At 59.6% G+C, this 18,821-nt stretch carries 17 protein-coding genes; 7 read left to right on the top strand and 10 right to left on the bottom strand.

What is annotated here, in order from left to right:
* Positions 1–79: 79 nt before the first annotated feature.
* The 5 genes from pyk to gcl form a co-directional block, all read right to left on the bottom strand.
* Positions 80–1,495: a pyruvate kinase gene (pyk, locus tag EXW71_RS16710; protein ID WP_123716773.1), complete on the bottom strand. Its 1,416-nt coding sequence runs from the start codon at positions 1,493–1,495 to the stop codon at positions 80–82.
* The gene (locus EXW71_RS16705) at positions 1,485–2,765 is read right to left on the bottom strand and encodes a glycerate kinase (protein WP_134659898.1); all 1,281 of its coding nucleotides are present in this window, start codon (positions 2,763–2,765) and stop codon (positions 1,485–1,487) included. Before EXW71_RS16705 ends, pyk begins: the two co-directional genes overlap by 11 nt.
* A gap of 117 nt (positions 2,766–2,882) precedes the next feature.
* Complete coding sequence (locus EXW71_RS16700; protein WP_134659900.1) at positions 2,883–3,773, bottom strand: 2-hydroxy-3-oxopropionate reductase; 891 nt, start codon at positions 3,771–3,773, stop codon at positions 2,883–2,885.
* Between the two features lie 18 nt (positions 3,774–3,791).
* Positions 3,792–4,574: a hydroxypyruvate isomerase gene (hyi, locus tag EXW71_RS16695; RefSeq protein ID WP_123716776.1), complete on the bottom strand. Its 783-nt coding sequence runs from the start codon at positions 4,572–4,574 to the stop codon at positions 3,792–3,794.
* A 10-nt stretch (positions 4,575–4,584) separates the two neighbouring features.
* Positions 4,585–6,360 (bottom strand): glyoxylate carboligase, encoded by a 1,776-nt coding sequence (gene gcl / locus EXW71_RS16690; protein WP_134659902.1) that lies wholly within the window; start codon positions 6,358–6,360, stop codon positions 4,585–4,587.
* A 256-nt stretch (positions 6,361–6,616) separates the two neighbouring features.
* Here gcl and EXW71_RS16685 point away from each other — a divergent pair, with 256 nt between their 5' ends.
* Positions 6,617–7,057, top strand: a complete 441-nt coding sequence (locus tag EXW71_RS16685; protein ID WP_134659904.1) for a heme-binding protein — start codon at positions 6,617–6,619, stop codon at positions 7,055–7,057.
* Between the two features lie 136 nt (positions 7,058–7,193).
* Here EXW71_RS16685 and EXW71_RS16680 read toward each other — a convergent pair whose 3' ends face one another.
* Complete coding sequence (locus tag EXW71_RS16680; RefSeq protein ID WP_134659906.1) at positions 7,194–7,799, bottom strand: TetR/AcrR family transcriptional regulator; 606 nt, start codon at positions 7,797–7,799, stop codon at positions 7,194–7,196.
* Positions 7,800–7,932: 133 nt separating this feature from the next.
* On the opposite strand from EXW71_RS16680, the gene EXW71_RS16675 reads away from it, so the two are divergent.
* Together EXW71_RS16675 and EXW71_RS16670 are read left to right on the top strand one after the other, a co-directional pair.
* Positions 7,933–8,847, top strand: coding sequence for a DUF808 domain-containing protein (locus EXW71_RS16675; protein ID WP_134659908.1), 915 nt, complete (start codon positions 7,933–7,935; stop codon positions 8,845–8,847).
* A gap of 72 nt (positions 8,848–8,919) precedes the next feature.
* Positions 8,920–9,327, top strand: coding sequence for a DUF805 domain-containing protein (locus EXW71_RS16670; RefSeq protein ID WP_305955832.1), 408 nt, complete (start codon positions 8,920–8,922; stop codon positions 9,325–9,327).
* 62 nt (positions 9,328–9,389) lie between these two features.
* Here EXW71_RS16670 and EXW71_RS16665 read toward each other — a convergent pair whose 3' ends face one another.
* Together EXW71_RS16665 and EXW71_RS16660 are read right to left on the bottom strand one after the other, a co-directional pair.
* A complete protein-coding gene (locus tag EXW71_RS16665; protein ID WP_123716780.1) occupies positions 9,390–10,178 on the bottom strand; it encodes a VacJ family lipoprotein in 789 nt (262 codons plus the stop codon).
* A complete protein-coding gene (locus EXW71_RS16660; RefSeq protein ID WP_134659910.1) occupies positions 10,171–11,469 on the bottom strand; it encodes a serine/threonine protein kinase in 1,299 nt (432 codons plus the stop codon). Before EXW71_RS16660 ends, EXW71_RS16665 begins: the two co-directional genes overlap by 8 nt.
* Before the next feature lie 235 nt (positions 11,470–11,704).
* Between EXW71_RS16660 and EXW71_RS16655 the strand changes: the two genes are divergently transcribed.
* A complete protein-coding gene (locus tag EXW71_RS16655; protein WP_123716782.1) occupies positions 11,705–12,073 on the top strand; it encodes a hypothetical protein in 369 nt (122 codons plus the stop codon).
* Positions 12,074–12,134: 61 nt separating this feature from the next.
* On the opposite strand, the gene EXW71_RS16650 is transcribed toward EXW71_RS16655, so the two are convergent.
* On the bottom strand, positions 12,135–13,688 hold the full coding sequence (locus EXW71_RS16650) for a glycosyl hydrolase family 17 protein (protein ID WP_123716783.1): 1,554 nt from the start codon (positions 13,686–13,688) through the stop codon (positions 12,135–12,137).
* Positions 13,689–14,023: 335 nt separating this feature from the next.
* On the opposite strand from EXW71_RS16650, the gene EXW71_RS16645 reads away from it, so the two are divergent.
* From EXW71_RS16645 to EXW71_RS16635, 3 genes are all read left to right on the top strand, one after another.
* Positions 14,024–14,875, top strand: coding sequence for a glycine betaine ABC transporter substrate-binding protein (locus EXW71_RS16645; RefSeq protein ID WP_123716784.1), 852 nt, complete (start codon positions 14,024–14,026; stop codon positions 14,873–14,875).
* 257 nt (positions 14,876–15,132) lie between these two features.
* On the top strand, positions 15,133–15,444 hold the full coding sequence (locus EXW71_RS16640) for a DUF485 domain-containing protein (RefSeq protein WP_003190001.1): 312 nt from the start codon (positions 15,133–15,135) through the stop codon (positions 15,442–15,444).
* Complete coding sequence (locus tag EXW71_RS16635) at positions 15,441–17,099, top strand: cation acetate symporter (RefSeq protein WP_134659912.1); 1,659 nt, start codon at positions 15,441–15,443, stop codon at positions 17,097–17,099. The genes EXW71_RS16640 and EXW71_RS16635 overlap by 4 nt, the downstream gene beginning before the upstream one ends.
* A gap of 188 nt (positions 17,100–17,287) precedes the next feature.
* Here EXW71_RS16635 and gltA read toward each other — a convergent pair whose 3' ends face one another.
* Positions 17,288–18,577, bottom strand: a complete 1,290-nt coding sequence (gene gltA, locus EXW71_RS16630) for a citrate synthase (protein WP_123716786.1) — start codon at positions 18,575–18,577, stop codon at positions 17,288–17,290.
* Between the last annotated feature and the right edge of the window lie 244 nt (positions 18,578–18,821).

Genomic DNA, 18,821 nt, shown 5'->3' with positions numbered 1-18,821 from the left:
GATTGCGTTCACAGGTTCAAATGTCTAAACCCGGTCAAACGTGGGTGAGGGTTTGCTCCCGATGAGGCCCGGGTGGACGCTAGATCAGCGTCTCGATACGCAAGGAATTGGTCGACCCCGGCTGCCCGAACGGAACCCCCGCCGTAATCACCAGGGTATCCCCGCGCTGCGCCATACCCTGGGCCTGGGCAATTTCCAGCGCCGTGGAACACACCTCGTCCACCTGCCGCAGCCGGTCATTGACCACCGAGTGCACGCCCCACGCCACGCTCAAGCGCCGCGCCGTGGACAGGTTCGGCGTGAGGTTGAGAATCGGCGCCACCGGCCGTTCCCGTGCCGCACGCAGGCTGGAGTTGCCCGACTCGCTGTAGTTCACCAGCACGGCCACGGGCAGGATGCTGCTGATGCGCCGGATTGCGCAGCTGATCGCGTCGGACACCGTGGCATGCGCCTTGGGCCGGCTGACGTCCAGTTGCGTCTGGTAATCCGGGCCGTTTTCCACCTGGCGGATGATCTTGCTCATCATCTGCACGGCTTCCAGCGGGTAATCGCCCGAGGCGGTCTCCGCCGACAGCATCACCGCATCCGCCCCTTCGGCCACTGCATTGGCCACGTCGGTGACTTCGGCGCGGGTCGGCGCAGGCGAGAAGCGCATGGATTCAAGCATCTGCGTGGCCACCACCACCGGTTTACCCAGTTGGCGACAGGTGCTGATGATGTCTTTCTGAATTTGCGGCACGCTCTCGGCCGGCACTTCCACACCCAGGTCGCCTCTGGCCACCATGATCGCGTCGCTCAATTCGGCGATTTCCTGCAGGCGCTGCACAGCCGATGGCTTCTCGATCTTGGCCATCAGAAACGCCTTGTCGCCGATCAGTTCACGGGCTTCGCGGATGTCTTCCGGGCGCTGCACGAATGACAGCGCCACCCAGTCCACGCCCAACTCCAGGCCGAAGCTCAGGTCGCGGCGATCCTTGGCGGTCAGCGGGCTGAGTTCCAGCAGGGCTTGTGGGACATTCACGCCTTTGCGATCGGATAACTCGCCGCCATTGAGCACGGTAGTGTCGATGGCGTCTTCATGTTTGGTGATGACCCGCAGGCGCAGCTTGCCGTCGTCCAGCAGCAAGTCCATGCCCGGCTCCAGCGCCGCGATGATTTCCGGGTGAGGCAGGTTGACCCGGCACTGGTCGCCCGGCGTCGGGTCCAGGTCCAGGCGCAGGGCCTGACCGCGCACCAGTTGCACCTTGCCCTCGGCAAAACGCCCGACCCGCAACTTCGGCCCTTGCAGGTCCATGAGAATGCCCAGCGGGTAATTCAACTGGCGCTCCACCTGGCGAATCCACTGGTAGCGCTGGGCATGATCGGCATGCTCACCGTGGCTGAAGTTGAGGCGGAAGATATTCACCCCGGCCTCCACCAGTTCGCGGATGTCGTCGATACCGTCGGTAGCCGGGCCCAGGGTGGCGAGGATTTTGACCTTCTTGTCAGGCGTCATGTTTGGCAGTCTCAAGAATCAGGATGGCGCGCAAGTCGTTGACGTTGGTACGGGTCGGTTCGGTGACGACCAGCCCGTCGAGCGCGGCGAAATAGCCGTAACCATTGTTGTTGTCCAGCTCATCGCTGGCCGACAGACCCAGGGCTTCAGCGCGGGCGTAGCTGGTGGGGGTCATGATCGCGCCGGCATTGTCTTCGGAACCGTCGATGCCATCTGTGTCGCCGGCCAGGGCGTATACACCGGGCAGGCCCTTGAGGCTGTCGGTCAGGCTCAGCAGGAATTCGGCATTGCGCCCGCCACGGCCATTGCCGCGTACGGTGACAGTGGTTTCGCCGCCGGAGAGGATCACGCACGGCGCTGCCAGTGGCTGGCCGTGTTGCACGATCTGCCGGGCGATACCGGCGTGCACTTTGGCCACGTCCCGTGCTTCGCCTTCCAGGTCACCGAGGATCAACGGGCTGAACCCGGCTTGGCGGACTTTTACCGCCACCGCTTCGAGGGATTGCTGCGGGCGCGCGATCAATTGGAAGTGGCTGCGCGAAAGCACCGGGTCGCCGGGTTTGACGGTTTCCGAGGCCGGGTTTTGCAACCAGCTGCGCACCGAGGCGGGGGCATCGATGTTGTAGCGCTTGAGGATCGCGAGGGCCTGTTGCGATGTGCTGGGATCACCGACCGTAGGCCCGGAGGCGATCACCGTGGCCTGATCACCGGGCACATCGGAAATCGCGTAGGTGTAGACCGTAGCCGGCCATGCCGCTTTCGCCAATCGGCCGCCTTTGATGGCTGAAAGGTGCTTGCGTACGCAATTCATCTCGCCAATGGTGGCGCCGGATTTGAGCAGGGCCTTGTTGATGGCTTGCTTGTCGGCCAGGGTGATGCCTTCGGCGGGCAGGGCGAGCAAGGCAGAGCCGCCGCCGGAGAGCAGAAAGATCACTCGGTCGTCTTCACCGAGGTCGCTGATCAGCGCCAGCACACGCTGGGCCACGGCCAGGCCCGCTGCATCGGGCACGGGGTGGGCGGCTTCGACCACTTCGATTTTCTTGCACGGTGCGCCGTGGCCGTAGCGGGTGACCACCAGCCCGGTGACTTCGCCCTGCCAGCAGTTCTCGACGACCAGGGCCATGGCTGCCGCGGCTTTGCCGGCGCCGATCACGATCACCCGGCCGCTGCGGTCGGCGGGCAGGTAAGGTTCCAGGACTTGCCGGGGGTGGGCGGCGTCGATGGCGGTGGCGAACAGCTCGCGAAGCAGGTATTGCGGATCGACCGACATAAAGCGGGCTCCCGGTATTTTTGTTATTAGAGGTGCAGCCATTTCAGACTTGAAGGGGGCCAACTGTGGGAGGCGGCTTGCCCCCACCCACAGTTGATGGCAGTTCAACGGGGAGGGTTATTTATCGCGAATGGAAAAATTCGCCATATGTTCCAGGCCCTTGATCAGCGCCGAATGGTCCCAATTACCGCCGCCAATCGCCGTGCAAGTGCTCAATACCTGTTGGGTGCCGGCGGTGTTCGGCAGGTTGATTCCCAGCTCCTTGGCCCCGGCCAGCGCCAGGTTCAGGTCCTTCTGGTGCAAGTTGATACGAAAGCCTGGATCAAAGGTGCCCTTGATCATGCGTTCGCCATGCACTTCCAGGATCTTCGACGAGGCGAAGCCCCCCATCAGTGCTTCACGCACCTTGGCCGGATCGGCGCCGTTTTTCGATGCGAACAACAGGGCTTCGGCCACTGCCTGGATGTTCAGTGCGACGATGATCTGGTTGGCGACCTTGGCCGTCTGGCCATCGCCATTGCCGCCCACCAGGGTGATGTTCTTGCCCATGCTCTGGAACAGCGGCAGTGCGCGTTCAAATGTCTGCGGCTCACCCCCGACCATGATGCTCAGGCTGCCGGCCTTGGCGCCGACTTCACCACCGGACACCGGCGCATCCAGATAGTGTGCGCCGCTGGCGTTGATCTTCGCGGCGAACGCCTTGGTGGCAGTGGGGGAGATCGAACTCATGTCGATCACCACCTTGTTCGGTGACAAGCCTGCGGCGACGCCGTCGGCGCGGAACAGCACGTCCTCGACCTGCGGGGTGTCGGGCACCATCACGATGATGAACTCGGCTTCCTGGGCGACCTGCTGCGGGTTGGCCAACGCCACGGCACCGGCTGCGATCAGCTCGGCCGGGGCCTTGCCGTGGTGTTCGGAGAGAAACAGTTGGTGGCCGGCTTTCTGCAGGTTGGCGGCCATGGGTTGGCCCATGATGCCGGTGCCGATAAATCCGATTTTAGCCATGAAGAAATCCTCTTTTTATTAGATGGCGTTGTGGCTTTTGAGCCAACCCAAACCCGCTTCGGTGGTCGTCAACGGCTTGTATTCGCAGCCGATCCACCCCGTATAGCCAATGCGATCCAAGTGCTCGAACAGGAAGCGATAGTTGATTTCACCCGTCCCCGGCTCATTGCGCCCAGGGTTATCGGCCAACTGGATATGGTTGATCTCACCCAGGTGCGCAGCCAGGGTGCGTGCCAGGTCGCCTTCCATGATTTGCATGTGGTAGATGTCGTATTGCAGGAACAGATTGTCACTGCCCACTTGCTCGCGAATCGACAGGGCCTGGGCGGTGTTATTCAGGTAGAAGCCCGGAATGTCGCGGGTGTTGATCATCTCCATCACCAGCTTGATGCCCGCCGCTTGCAGCTTGTCGGCGGCGTATTTGAGGTTGGCGACGAAGGTTTTTTCCAGGACTTCATCATCCACTCCAGCGGGACGAATCCCGGCCAGGCAGTTGACTTGGGTATTGCCCAGCACCTGCGCATAGGCGATGGCCAGTTTGACCCCGGCGCGGAACTCCTCGACCCGGTCCGGGTGGCATGCCAGGCCGCGCTCGCCCTTGGCCCAGTCACCGGCCGGCAGGTTGAACAGCACTTGGGTCAGGCCATTGGCGTCGAGTTGTGCCTTTATTTCTGCCGAACTGAATTCATACGGAAACAGGTACTCGACCCCCTGGAAACCGGCGTCGGCGGCCGCTTTGAATCGGGCTAGAAAGTCCTGCTCGGTAAACAGCATGGACAGGTTGGCGGCAAAACGCGGCATAGGGTTCTCCTTAATCGAGCAGGGAAATGGCGGTCGGCGCATCGTTGCCGACCAGGGCCAGATCTTCGAATTCGTTGACGGCGTTGATCTCGGTGCCCATGGAAATATTGGTCACGCGCTCCAGAATAATCTCAACGATCACCGGCACCTTGAATTCTTCGATCATTGCCTCGGCCTTGCGCAGCGCCGGCGCGATCTGGCCCGGTTCGAACACCCGCAGCGCCTTGCAACCCAGGCCCTCGGCGACGGCCACGTGGTCTACGCCATACCCGTTGAGTTCAGGGGCGTTGAGGTTGTCGAACGACAACTGCACGCAGTAGTCCATTTCAAACCCGCGCTGGGCCTGGCGGATCAAGCCGAGGTAGGAGTTGTTCACCACCACGTGAATGTATGGCAGGTTGAACTGCGCGCCCACCGCCAACTCTTCGATCATGAACTGGAAGTCATAATCGCCCGACAGCGCCACGACCTTGCGGCTCGGGTCAGCCTTGACCACCCCGAGCGCGGCCGGAATGGTCCAGCCCAGGGGGCCGGCCTGGCCGCAGTTGATCCAGTGGCGGGGTTTGTAGACGTGCAGGAACTGTGCGCCGGCAATCTGCGACAGGCCGATGGTGCTGACGTAGCAGGTGTCCTTGCCGAACACCTGGTTCATTTCTTCGTAGACCCGTTGCGGCTTGACCGGCACATTGTCGAAATGGGTCTTGCGATGCAGGGTGGCCTTGCGTTGCTGGCAGTCATGCAGCCAGGCGCTGCGGTCCTTGAGCTTACCGGCGGCTTTCCACTCGCGAGCCACTTCAATGAACATCGTCAGTGCGCTGCCCGCGTCGGAGACGATGCCCAGGTCCGGGGTGAACACGCGGCCAATCTGCGTCGGCTCGATGTCGACATGAATGAACGTGCGTCCTTCGGTGTAGACATCCACCGAACCGGTATGGCGGTTGGCCCAGCGGTTGCCGATGCCTAGCACCACATCCGACTTGAGCATGGTCGCGTTGCCATAACGGTGTGAGGTTTGCAGGCCGACCATGCCGACCATCTGCGGATGATCGTCCGGGATTGTGCCCCAGCCCATCAAGGTTGGAATGACGGGGATACCGGTCAACTCGGCGAACTCCACCAACAATTCGCTCGCGTCGGCGTTGATCACACCGCCGCCGCTGACCAGCAGCGGGCGTTCGGCCTGGTCCAGCAGCGCCAGGGCTTTCTCCACTTGCACACGCGTGGCCAAGGGTTTGGCCAGGGGCAGCGGCTGGTAGGCGTCGATGTCGAATTCGATCTCGGCCATCTGTACGTCGAACGGCAGGTCGATCAACACCGGGCCGGGGCGGCCGGAGCGCATTTCATAAAAAGCTTTCTGGAACGCGTAGGGCACTTGGCCGGGCTCCAGAACGGTGGTTGCCCATTTGGTCACTGGCTTGACGATGCTGGTGATGTCGACGGCCTGGAAGTCTTCCTTGTGCATGCGGGCACGGGGGGCCTGGCCGGTGATGCAGAGAATGGGGATCGAGTCGGCCGAGGCGCTGTACAGGCCGGTGACCATGTCGGTGCCCGCCGGCCCCGACGTGCCGATGCACACGCCGATATTACCGGCTTTGGTACGCGTGTAGCCCTCTGCCATGTGCGAGGCGCCTTCAACGTGGCGAGCAAGGACGTGATCGATGCCACCGATTTTCTGCAAGGCCGAATACAGCGGGTTGATCGCTGCGCCCGGGATACCGAAGGCGGTGTTCACGCCTTCACGACGCATCACCAGAACGGCGGCTTCGATTGCTCTCATTTTGCTCATGGTTTTGGTGCCTCTTGCGTTTTGTAATTGTATACAAGTGGTGAGTGGTCAAAGTGTATTCACGGCGAGCAGCGCAGGTCAATGCATTTTATGAACCGTGCTTTACGCTCGTCGGAAGGGTTTTTTCCGACACGTGGAGACTTTGTTAGAAAATATTGTATACAAAAAATAATTTCATTGTGTTCTATTTGTTTGATCGAGCATCTGATCAAGCAGACCTCCACCGCTTTCCCAATAACAAAAGAAGGACGGCACCATGAGCGCTTTAACCTTGAAAATTGCTACTCAACTGGCCAGCCAGGCCCTCACCGCGGGGCGCACGATTTCGGCCGCGCCGCTGACCATTGCGGTACTCGACAGCGGCGGCCACTTGGTCACCTTGCAACGCGAAGACGGCGCGAGCCTGCTTCGTCCGCAGATCGCCATTGGCAAGGCCTGGGGCGCGATTGCGCTGGGTAAGGGGTCACGCTTGTTGGCGCTGGACGCCCAGCAGCGCCCGGCGTTTATCGCTGCCTTGAACAGCCTGGGGCAGGGCAGCGTGGTGCCGGCGCCGGGTGGGGTGTTGATTCGAAATCAGGAAGGCGTGGTGCTGGGGGCGATCGGGATCAGTGGGGATACTTCGGATATCGATGAGCAGTGCGCGATCACGGCGATCGAGGGGGTGGGGCTGATGGCGGATGCGGGGGTGTCAGCCTGATTTCTGGCTGACTGATCTGGCTTCTTCGCGAGCAAGCCCGCCACATTGGTTTTGCGGCGCTCATACAATGTGTGCCGCAAAACCAAATCCCTGTGGGTCGGGGCTTGCTTTCGATGGGCGCAGGCGCTTCGGTGTCTCAGTCGGGCTCACAGCCCTTGAGCACCAACCGGATAATCGTCTGTGCCGCCGCCTCGTAATCCGCTTCATCCAGTTTGGCCTTGCCGGTCACTGCCGAGATCTGCCAGTCGAAGTCGGCATAAGTCTGCGTCGCCGCCCAGATACTGAACATCAGGTGATTGGGGTCAATCGCCGCGATCAGGCCGCGATCGACCCAAGTCTGGATGCAATCAATGTTGTGCTTGGCCTGCGCGTTGAGCTGCTCGACCTGGTCTGCGCTGAGGTGCGGGGCGCCGTGCATGATTTCGCTGGCGAACACTTTGGAGGCAAAGGGCAGGTCGCGGGAGATGCGGATTTTCGAGCGGATGTAGTTGCTCAGTACTTCCTTGGGGTCGCCGTCCGGGTTGAATGGCGTGGAAGCGGCCAGGATCGGCTCGATAATACTTTCGAGCACCTCGCGGTAGAGGTTGTCCTTGGATTTGAAGTAGTAATAGACGTTGGGCTTGGGCAGCCCGGCCTTGGCGGCGATGTCGCTGGTTTTGGTCGCGGCGAAGCCTTTGTCGGCGAACTCTTCGCTGGCCGCCCGCAGGATTTTTTCTTTGTTGCGCTCGCGAATGGTGCTCATAAACCAGAGGTTTCCTTGCCAGTACAGGCGGTTGCGCATGGTAGCACCGGGTATCCGCGTGCCTCAACAATGTGCTCGTAAAGCGTTACGTCGCGTTATGCTCCGTTCATCTCTCTCTTATGGAAGCTGATTCATGGCAGGCAGCAGCTTGTTGGTTTTAATCGACGATATCGCCGCGGTACTCGATGACGTCGCCCTGATGACAAAAATGGCGGCAAAAAAGACCGCCGGCGTGCTCGGTGATGACCTGGCGCTCAATGCCCAACAGGTCTCCGGGGTCCGCGCGGAGCGGGAAATTCCCGTGGTGTGGGCGGTGGCTAAGGGTCCGTTCGTCAACAAGCTGATCCTGGTGCCGGCCGCCTTGCTGATCAGCGCATTTGCGCCATGGGCGGTGACGCCTCTGCTGATGCTCGGCGGTGCCTACCTGTGCTTCGAAGGTTTCGAGAAGCTCGCGCATAAATTCCTCCACAGCAAGGCCGACGACCAGGCTGAACATGTGCAGTTGGTCGACGCCGTCGCCGATCCGGCCACCGACCTGGTGGCCTTTGAAAAAGACAAGATCAAGGGCGCCATCCGCACCGACTTCATCCTTTCCGCCGAAATCATCGCCATCACCCTCGGCACCGTGGCCGACGCGCCGTTGATGCAGCAGGTGGTCGTGTTGTCCGGCATTGCCATCGTCATGACCATCGGCGTCTATGGGTTGGTGGCCGGTATCGTCAAGCTGGACGACCTGGGCCTGTGGCTCACCCAGAAGCCTGGCCAGGCGGCGCGCAGTATCGGCGGCGCCATCCTGCGCGCGGCGCCTTACATGATGAAGAGCCTGTCGGTAATCGGTACGGCGGCGATGTTCCTGGTGGGCGGTGGGATCCTTACCCATGGCGTACCGGTGGTGCATCACTGGATCGAATCCGTCAGCCAAGGCGCTGGCGGTGCGGCGTGGTTGGTGCCGACACTGCTGAATGGTGTGGCGGGGATTATTGCAGGCGCTGTGGTACTGGCGGTGGTGTCAGTGTTTGGCAACGTGTGGCGAGCAGCGAAAAACTGATTTAAGGCTGTTTAAGCTTAATCCTACAGTTCGGATTTCCAGGCATTTATACGATGCGTCGCGCTTCTTCACATGAAATGGCGCGATAAAAAATGGATCTATAAGGGGTTAAGGATGAACTGGTGTTTTCAAGCGATAAAAAACTATGCCAAGTTCAGTGGGAGAGCCTGTAGGCGTGAGTACTGGGCGTTTGCAGTGATGGATATAATGGTCATTTGGGGCTCTGTTTTAGCATCGAACCTGGCCGGTGTCTTTTCGAGTCCGTGGTTTCTCGTCCCGTTTGGTTTTTACGTGTTCTTCATGATCCCACCTGCGGTGTCAGTGACATTCCGGCGGCTTCATGATGTAAACGTGACTGGTGCGTATGCACTCTGGTTTTTGATACCAATCGTTGGTTTTATAATGGTGTCCATCCAGTTGTTCACTCAAGGCGATAAGGGGGAGAACGATTACGGTATGCCTCCTGGTAACAATGAGTAAGTGGGTAAAATCAGTGTAATAAAAAAGGCCATTCAATCGAATGGCCTTTTTTTATGGGCGGGTTACTCCGCAATCTGCAACTTACGCGATTCCGTATAGATGTAGCGCACCTTCTCGTATTCGAATGGCGAGTTCATCTGCCCATACCGGAAGCTGGTCTGGTAGCGCTTGTCGACCGCGCGCAGGGCCCAGATTTCCGGGTGGTTTTCGCTGACCTTGGACACGTTGAGGAAGTTGATCTCGGTTTCGGCGCCGTAGTCGACGATCAGGCCGGTGGTGTCGCGCAGGTTCGACGGACCGAAGATAGGCAGCACCAGGTATGCGCCGCCGGGCACGCCGTAGAAGCCCAGGGTCTGGCCGAAGTCTTCGCTCTGGCGCGGCAGGCCCATGGCCGTGGCCGGGTCCCAGAGACCGGCGATACCGATGGTGGTGTTGACCAGCAGGCGCCCGGTAGTTTCCAGGGAACGGTGGCCTTTGAGCTGCAGCAGGCTGTTCAACAGATTGGGCACGTCGCCCAGGTTGTTGAAGAAGTTGCTCACACCGGTACGCAGGAAGCTTGGGGTGATGTAGGTGTAACCGTCGACCACGGGCAGGAACACCCATTGGTCGAAACGGTAGTTGAAGTGGTAGACGCGGCGGTTCCACGACTCCAGCGGGTCGTAGACGTTGAGCGCGGTCAGCGAGGAACGCTCGAATTCACGCTGGTCCAGGCCTGGGTTGAACTTGAGCTTGGACAGCGGCTCCTTGAAGCCGTCAGCGTCAATCTTGGTTGGCTCGTGGGCCTTGCTGTTGTCGGCATTGGCCACGCCCGCGCACATCAAGGCGGCGAGCAGCAGAAGATATTTAGCCACGGAAGAACTCCAGCATGGCGTCGGCGTTGACGCGGTAATTGAGGTTGCCGCAGTGGCCGCCCAACGGGTAGACGGTCAAGCGATCGCCGAAGGTTTTACGCAGGAAACCGAGGTCGCCAGGGCCGAGGATCACGTCGTCGGCGTTGTGCATCACGGCGATTTTCGGGCTGTCGTGCAGGTAATCCTTGAGGGCGTACAGGCTGACTTGATCGACCAGCTGCAACAGGCTGCCGCCATCGGTGCGCGCGCGCCACATCGGGATGACTTGCTGGGTGAGGTAGCAATCGAAGTCGCATTGCAGTGCACGCTTCAGGAAGGGCGTGAGGCTGGTGCCTTCGCTGATCGGGTATTTCGGCGGGATGATCAGGCCGCGACGGTTGATCAGGTCCGAGGTAAACGCGATGTCGGCCGCCGAGAAGCGGAACGAGGTGCCGATCAGCATGGCCATCTGTTCGTTGGTCAGGTGTTGCTTGGATTGCTGGAAGTCATAGAGCAGGGCGTCGTTGAGGTCGATGTAGCCTTTTTGCTGGAAGTAGCGGGTCAGCTTGTTCAGCACCAGTTCATAGAAGGTGGTGGTGTTATTGATGCCCTTGACCTCGGTTTGTACCAGCTTGTCGAGGTTGGTAATCGAGGTGTAGAGGTTGACCGGCGGGTTGAGCAGCAGCACTTTCTTGAAGTTGAAGCTGCGACGGGTCTCGTCGAGTTTGCTGATGAATGCCGCGTCCAGTGCGCCCAGGCTATAACCGGAGAGGTAGTAGTCAGTGACGGGCAGCGTCGCGTTCTGCGCACGCACCGCTTGCATCACGCGGTACATGTCTTCGGCATCTTCCTGGGTGATGCCCGGGGTGGCGAAGCGCGAGGCGGCCGCAATGAAGTCGAAGCTGGTGGGCGAGGAGAGCTGCACCACGTGGTAACCGGCCTGGTAATAGAGCTTTTTCAGGTATTCGTTGAGGCTGCTGTCATAGCGTGCACCGGTGCCGGAAATCAGGAAGATCAACGGTGCGGCGTGGTCTTGCTTGGCGATGCGGTAAGTGAGCTTCTTGACTGCCCAGAAGTTGTCCGGAAGGCTGAATTGGCGCTCCGGGCGCATGGTCAGGCTGTAGTCGGACTGGTTGATCTCATCGTTGCTCGGCAACTTTGGCCGAAGGTCGGGCGGTGTGGTCGCGATGGTCGCTTCGAACGGATTGGTCAAAGGGTAGCCATAGGTGGCTTGGTCGATATCGACCGCCAGTGCTGACGCACTCAAAAATAGGCTGCCCAACAGGGCAACACAGCGCAAGGAACGGAGCATGACTAAATCCCTAAGAGGAAACGTACTGAATGAAGATCGCAGGCTATGACCACCGCCCTGTCGCCGAAGTGCCATCATACGGTACGAAATACCGGAAAATAACGTCGGAATCGGGGTATAGCTGCCAGACGATACACGTTGCCATGCCTTGGTGAACACTAATTGTATGTTTGTAGCTTGCTAACGGGCGCCGGAGCATTAAGCTGAGCGCCGTTTTTGCCTTTCGGAGTGCCCCATGTCCCGTCGTTTGCCGCTGATCCTGCTGCTTATTGCCCTGCCGTTATGGTTGGCCGCCAGTTATGGTGCCCGTTACGGTTTTATGGAGGATGGCCGGTGGGTGGGTATCTGCGTCGATGAAGCCAGTCGCTGGGAATGCCAGCTGCGTTCCAACCTGGGGTTGATGATTCATTTCAAAGTGTTGGGTTGGGCGGCGTTGACGGTGTCGGTGCTCGCGTTCTTTGTGCCGGGTCGCGCGGGGTGGGGGTTGGCGGTGCTGGCAATGCTGTTCGGGTTGCCGGCGTTGGCGTTGTATAACACGACGTTTGCGGTATTTGCGGTGGTGATTGCGGGGCTGCGGTTGGTCAGGGCATCTCGCGCCGCTTGATAGAGCGGGTAGCGAGCAAGCCCGCTACCCCCTATTGGCCGGCTTGCCCGCGAAAGCGGGCCTAAGCCTGGCGAACCCGCAAGCAACGCCACAGAGCTGCAACCATCAGCACGCTGACCACGGCCCAACCCCAAGCCTGCTGGTTCAACACACCTTCGCGATAAAGCTGCGGCGCAATGCCGGCTCCGATGATGAACGCCAGCAGGGCAATCTCCCTGCGCGGCCCGGTCACCGGGCGAGCCAGATACACCAGGGCCGGCACCACCAGTGCCGCACTCGGAAAGCTGCGATAACGTGGGTCGAAGACCAGCGCCAGCATCATCACCGCCCCGGCAAACCCGGCGATTGCCATCAGCCAGCCCGCACGCTGTTCCAACCAATTGAACGCACGGGCGCGCCATCCTTCCCGGGCACTGAGGGCCAGCGCCGCGTGAGCCAGTACCAGCAGGTTCAGTATCACCAGCAAGCCTGCCCACACCCATTCGTCATTGAAGCGCGCGGTTACTCGGGTCAGTTCCGCCCAGGTGCCTATGGAGCAGGCCGCGATGGCACCGAGCAATGGCAGCAGCAGTGCGGAGCGCGTGCTGCGGACGCGCCCACCCAGGATCAGGGTGCCCAGCAGGATGACCCCGCCGGCGCCCAGCCATAGCGGCCAGTACGGCACATTGGTGACGGGCCCGGCGAGAATGCCTTTGTCCTGGCGATCGGCGTCGAACAACCCCCAGTAACCGCCGACCGCGCCTTCACTGGCGCGCTTCCACGGCTGGTCAAATGCTTCGATCAGGTTATAACGCCAGCCATTGGCCTCGGCCATGGCCACAAAACCGCGCATGAACTTCGCCTCGTTGACCCGGCTCGGCACTGCCGTTTCACGCTGACGGCCTTCACTGGGCCAACCGGTTTCGCCGATCAGCACATCTTTGGGGGCGAACTTGTTGCCGAAGGTCTGGCGTACATCACCTACATGCTTGAGTGCCTGATCGATGCCGGAAGGGTCATCTTCCCAGTACGGCAGCAGGTGAATGGTCAGGAAGTCCACGGCCGGGGCGATTTCCGGGTGTTGCAGCCAGAATTCCCAAACGTCGGCATAGGTGACCGGCTGCTTGATCCGGCTTTTGACTGTATGGATCAGCGCGACCAGTTGCTTGGCCGTGACTTCCTTGCGCAGCAGGGCTTCGTTGCCGACGATCACCGAGGTGACCACGTCGGGGTTGGCGTTGGCTGCGCTGATCAGCTCATTGATTTCTTTTTCAGTGGCCACCGGGTCACTGCTGACCCAGGCGCCGGCCATTAACTTCAGCCCGTGCTTGCGCGCCATATCCGGCAGGGCTTCCAGCCCGGTCATCGAGTAGGTGCGGATGCATTCGAAGCGCGTGGCCAATAGCGCCAGGTCGGCGTCCATGCGCTCGGGGCGCAGCGTGAACGGCTGGTCGAAGGGCGATTGGTCTTTGTCGAACGGGGTGTAGGACGCGCATTGCATCTTGTGGCTGGCGCTGGCGACGTCCGGCAGCACCACGGGCCGACCAAGGCCATACCAATAGCCGGCAATGGCAAGCAAGCCGAGGAGCAAAGCGAAAAAATAGGGAAGGGCAGGAAAGCGGGCAGTCGCGGGCATGGTCAGCTTATCTGGGGAGCAAAGGCGCGCATCTTACCCCGATTTCGCCCATTCCAGTGGGCTGCATACTTTTGACATGCAAAGTTCGGGCGGGATTTTGACGCCAAGCACTACAAAACGTCCTACTGGCTATGTGATGTCGTTTCTTGCTTGCACAAGGTCGCTGACAGAGCAGGTCGAACACCCCGGCAGGTTGATGATCGAAGCGTCAGCACTCCACTGATGCCGCAACATCCGGATCGATGCGCGTGAAGGGCGCGCGGCGCACTGCATAACAACACAACAGGTTGATGTCGCTCGGCATCCGTCGGGCGCAGCACTTTCGGGGAAGTATTATGAAGATGCGACGACTCTTGGGCGCAGCTGCCACTCTGGTAGTTGCGATGAGCTCCACACTGGCCAGCGCCGACAGCAAAACCCTGAGCATCGGCTATGTGGACGGTTGGTCCGACAGCGTTGCCACTACCCATGTGGCGGCAGAGGTGATCAAGGCAAAACTCGGTTACGACGTGAAACTGCAGGCTGTCGCCACCGGGATCATGTGGCAGGGCGTCGCCACCGGCAAGCTCGACGCCATGCTCTCAGCCTGGCTGCCTGTGACCCACGGTGAGTACTGGGCGAAGAACAAAGACAAGGTGGTCGACTACGGCCCCAACTTCAAGGATGCGAAGATCGGCCTGATCGTACCGGAGTACGTCAAGGCCAAGTCCATCGAAGACCTCAAGACTGACACGACCTTCAAGAACAAGATTGTCGGCATCGACGCCGGTTCAGGCGTGATGCTCAAGACCGACGAGGCCATCAAGCAATATGGCCTGGACTATAAGCTGCAAGCCAGCTCGGGCGCGGCGATGATCGCCGAGCTGACCCGTGCCGAAGACAAGCAGGAATCCATTGCCGTCACCGGATGGGTGCCGCATTGGATGTTCGCCAAGTGGAAACTGCGCTTCCTGGACGATCCAAAAGGCGTTTATGGGGCTGCCGAAACCGTCAACAGCATCGGCAGCAAGGACCTTGAGAAGAAAGCGCCGGAAGTCGCGGCTTTCCTGAAGAAATTCCAGTGGGCCTCCAAGGACGAAATCGGCGAAGTCATGCTGGCGATCCAGGAAGGTGCCAAGCCTGATGCCGCGGCCAAGGACTGGGTTGCCAAGCACCCTGAGCGTGTCGCCGAGTGGACCGGTAAATAACGCCCCTCTTTGACGCAACCCCGGTGGGAGGGGGCTTGCCCCGATAGCGGTATGTCAGTCGCTGATGATCTGACGGGTCCACCGCTACCGGGGCAAGCCTCCTCCCACATTTATTTCGCACCCCCGCAAATCTTTCTGCACCCCCGCAAACCCTCGCTACACTCCCTCTAATACTAAGGTCGTCTGGCACCTGTTCCAGAGCCGCATACAGTGGATACGTTCCAATAATAAAAAGCTGTGCTGCGAGGATAAAAACAATGAACGACAGCATTTACCTCTCGATTCAAAACAGCCCGCGCTTCAAGGAGCTGGTGAGAAAAAGGGAAAGGTTCGCCTGGATTCTCTCGGCGATCATGCTTGGGCTTTACTCCGCTTTCATCCTGTTGATTGCCTATGGGCCACAAGTACTGGGGGCCAAGATCAGTCCTGGTTCCTCGATTACCTGGGGCATCCCACTGGGCGTCGGTTTGATTGTGTCCGCTTTCATCCTGACCGGCATCTATGTGCGCCGGGCCAATGGCGAATTTGACGACCTGAACAATGCGATTCTCAAGGAGGCTGCGCAATGATCCGGCGTCTATTGGCAGTATTCGGTGCTTCGCTGTTTGCTCCGGCTGTTTGGGCGGCCGACGCACTGACAGGCGAAGTGCACAAGCAACCGCTGAACATCTCGGCCATCGTGATGTTTATCGCATTTGTCGGTGCCACTCTCTGTATCACTTACTGGGCGTCCAAGCGCAACAAGTCGGCGGCGGACTACTACGCGGCCGGCGGCAAGATCACCGGATTCCAGAATGGCCTGGCGATTGCCGGTGACTATATGTCGGCAGCCTCGTTCCTGGGCATCTCCGCGCTGGTCTACGCCTCCGGTTATGACGGGCTGATCTACTCGATCGGCTTCCTCGTGGGCTGGCCAATCATTTTGTTCCTGATCGCCGAGCGCTTGCGCAACCTGGGCAAGTACACCTTTGCCGACGTAGCGTCCTATCGCCTGGGCCAAACCCAGATCCGCAGCCTGTCGGCCTGCGGCTCGCTGGTGGTGGTGGCGTTCTACTTGATCGCGCAGATGGTGGGCGCGGGCAAGCTGATTCAATTGCTGTTCGGCCTGGATTACCACGTGGCGGTGATCCTGGTGGGTATCCTGATGTGCCTGTATGTGCTGTTCGGTGGCATGCTGGCGACCACCTGGGTGCAGATCATCAAGGCGGTGCTGTTGCTGTCCGGTGCCTCGTTCATGGCGCTGATGGTGATGAAGCATGTCAACTTCGACTTCAATACACTGTTCTCCGAGGCGATCAAGGTTCACCCCAAAGGTGAAGCGATCATGAGCCCCGGCGGCCTGGTAAAAGACCCGATCTCCGCCTTCTCCCTTGGCCTGGCCCTGATGTTCGGGACCGCCGGCCTGCCGCACATCCTGATGCGCTTCTTCACTGTAAGCGACGCCAAGGAAGCGCGTAAGAGTGTGCTCTATGCCACCGGCTTCATCGGCTACTTCTATATCCTGACCTTCATCATCGGCTTCGGCGCGATCCTGCTGGTCAGCACCAACCCGGCGTTCAAAGATGCGGCAGGCGCCTTGTTGGGTGGTAACAACATGGCGGCGGTGCACCTGGCCAATGCGGTGGGTGGCAGTATCTTCCTGGGCTTCATCTCGGCCGTGGCCTTCGCCACCATCCTGGCAGTGGTTGCCGGTCTGACCCTGGCCGGTGCGTCGGCGGTGTCCCACGACCTTTACGCCAGTGTGATCAAGAAGGGCAAGGCCAACGAGAAAGATGAGATTCGCGTGTCGAAGATCACCACGGTGGCCCTGGGTGTCCTAGCGATCGGCCTGGGTATCCTGTTCGAAAGCCAGAACATCGCGTTCATGGTCGGCCTGGCGTTCTCCATTGCCGCCAGCTGTAACTTCCCGGTACTGCTGCTTTCCATGTTTTGGAAAAAGCTCACTACCCGTGGCGCGATGATCGGTGGGTGGCTGGGGCTGATCAGTGCTGTCGGCCTGATGATCCTGGGCCCGACCATCTGGGTCTCGATCCTGCACCATGAAAAAGCCATTTTCCCGTATGAATACCCGGCGCTGTTCTCGATGATCATCGCGTTCATCGGCATCTGGTTCTTCTCCATCACCGACAAGTCGGCGGCGGCAGAAAAAGAGCGTGCACTGTTCTTCCCGCAGTTTGTACGTTCGCAGACTGGCCTGGGGGCGAGTGGGGCGGTGAGTCATTGAGGCGGCTGCAAGCTACAAGCTGAAAGGTAGAGGCAACACAGTTTAGGGAAATACCCCTGTCGAGAGGCAGGGGTATTTTTTCGCTTGAAGCTTGAAGCTTGAAGCTTGAAGCTCATAGCTTGCAGCTCACTAAATCCCAGCCCCAAAAAAAACGGCCTCATCAAGAGGCCGTTTTATTGGGCTGGGATTTAGTGCCGATCTTCCAGCTTGGTAATGTCACGCGACTCGTAGCCGGTGTAAAGCTGGCGCGGGCGGCCAATCTTGTACGGGCTGGAGAGCATTTCTTTCCAGTGGGAGATCCAGCCCACGGTCCGCGCCAGGGCGAAGATCACGGTGAACATGCTGGTTGGGATGCCGATCGCCTTGAGGATGATCCCCGAATAGAAGTCGACGTTCGGGTACAGCGAGCGCTCGATGAAGTACGGGTCGGTCAAGGCAATCTCTTCCAGGCGCATGGCCAGTTCGAGTTGCGGATCGTTCTTGATGCCCAGTTCCTTCAATACTTCGTCGCAGGTCTGCTTCATCACGGTGGCACGCGGGTCGCGATTCTTGTAGACGCGGTGACCGAAGCCCATCAACTTGAACGGATCGTTCTTGTCCTTGGCCTTGGCGATGAATTTGTCGATGTTCGAGACATCGCCGATTTCATCGAGCATGGTCAGTACGGCTTCGTTCGCACCGCCGTGGGCAGGGCCCCACAGTGCGGCGATACCGGCGGCGATACAGGCGAACGGGTTGGCACCCGAAGAACCGGCCAGACGTACGGTAGAGGTGGAGGCGTTCTGCTCGTGGTCGGCGTGGAGGATGAAAATCCGGTCCATTGCCTTGGCCAGCACCGGGCTGATCGGTTTGATCTCGCACGGGGTGTTGAACATCATGTGCAGGAAGTTTTCCGCGTACGACAAGTCGTTGCGCGGGTACATCATGGGTTGACCCATGGAGTACTTGTAAACCATCGCTGCCAGGGTCGGCATCTTGGCAACCAGACGGATCGCGGAGATTTCGCGATGCTGCGGGTTATTGATGTCCAGGGAGTCGTGATAGAAGGCCGACAGGGCGCCGACCACACCGCACATGACCGCCATCGGGTGGGCATCGCGACGGAAGCCGTTGAAGAAGGTCTTCAGTTGCTCGTGAACCATGGTGTGGTTCTTGACGTTACTGACAAACTTGGCTTTCTGCTCGGCGGTTGGCAATTCGCCATTTAGCAGCAAATAGCAGGTTTCCAGGTAGTCCGACTTTTCAGCCAGTTGCTCGATCGGGTAGCCCCGATGCAGCAAGATGCCATTATCCCCATCGATGTAGGTGATCTTCGACTCGCAAGAGGCGGTCGACATGAAGCCTGGGTCGAATGTGAAACGGCCCGTGGCCGTCAGGCCCCGTACGTCGATTACATCGGGACCAACGGTGCCGGTTAAAATGGGCAGCTCGACGGGGGCTGCGCCCTCGATGATCAACTGCGCTTTTTTGTCAGCCATGTGGCCTCCTATTTATGCTTCAAATCATCAGACAGACCCCCCACGCAGGGCCCGCACCACTATAGTGAGATAAATTCAGATGTCAATTTGCCTAAAGTCTTGCTCCAGAAGGCTTTAACCGTACTTTTTCGTGGAAATTGACTGCCATTTACGCCTTTTATCCGGTTAAAGCAATGCGCTATTCGGGTGAGGAGTGCGCGTTGTCATTAGTAACCTAACTGTCTATACTCGGCCTCCGACCGCC

The organism is Pseudomonas sp. BCA17, from assembly GCF_004519405.1.
GTDB lineage: Bacteria > Pseudomonadota > Gammaproteobacteria > Pseudomonadales > Pseudomonadaceae > Aquipseudomonas.
The sequence above is the reverse complement of the archived record's forward strand: the minus strand, read 5'-3'. Positions and strand labels throughout refer to the sequence as shown.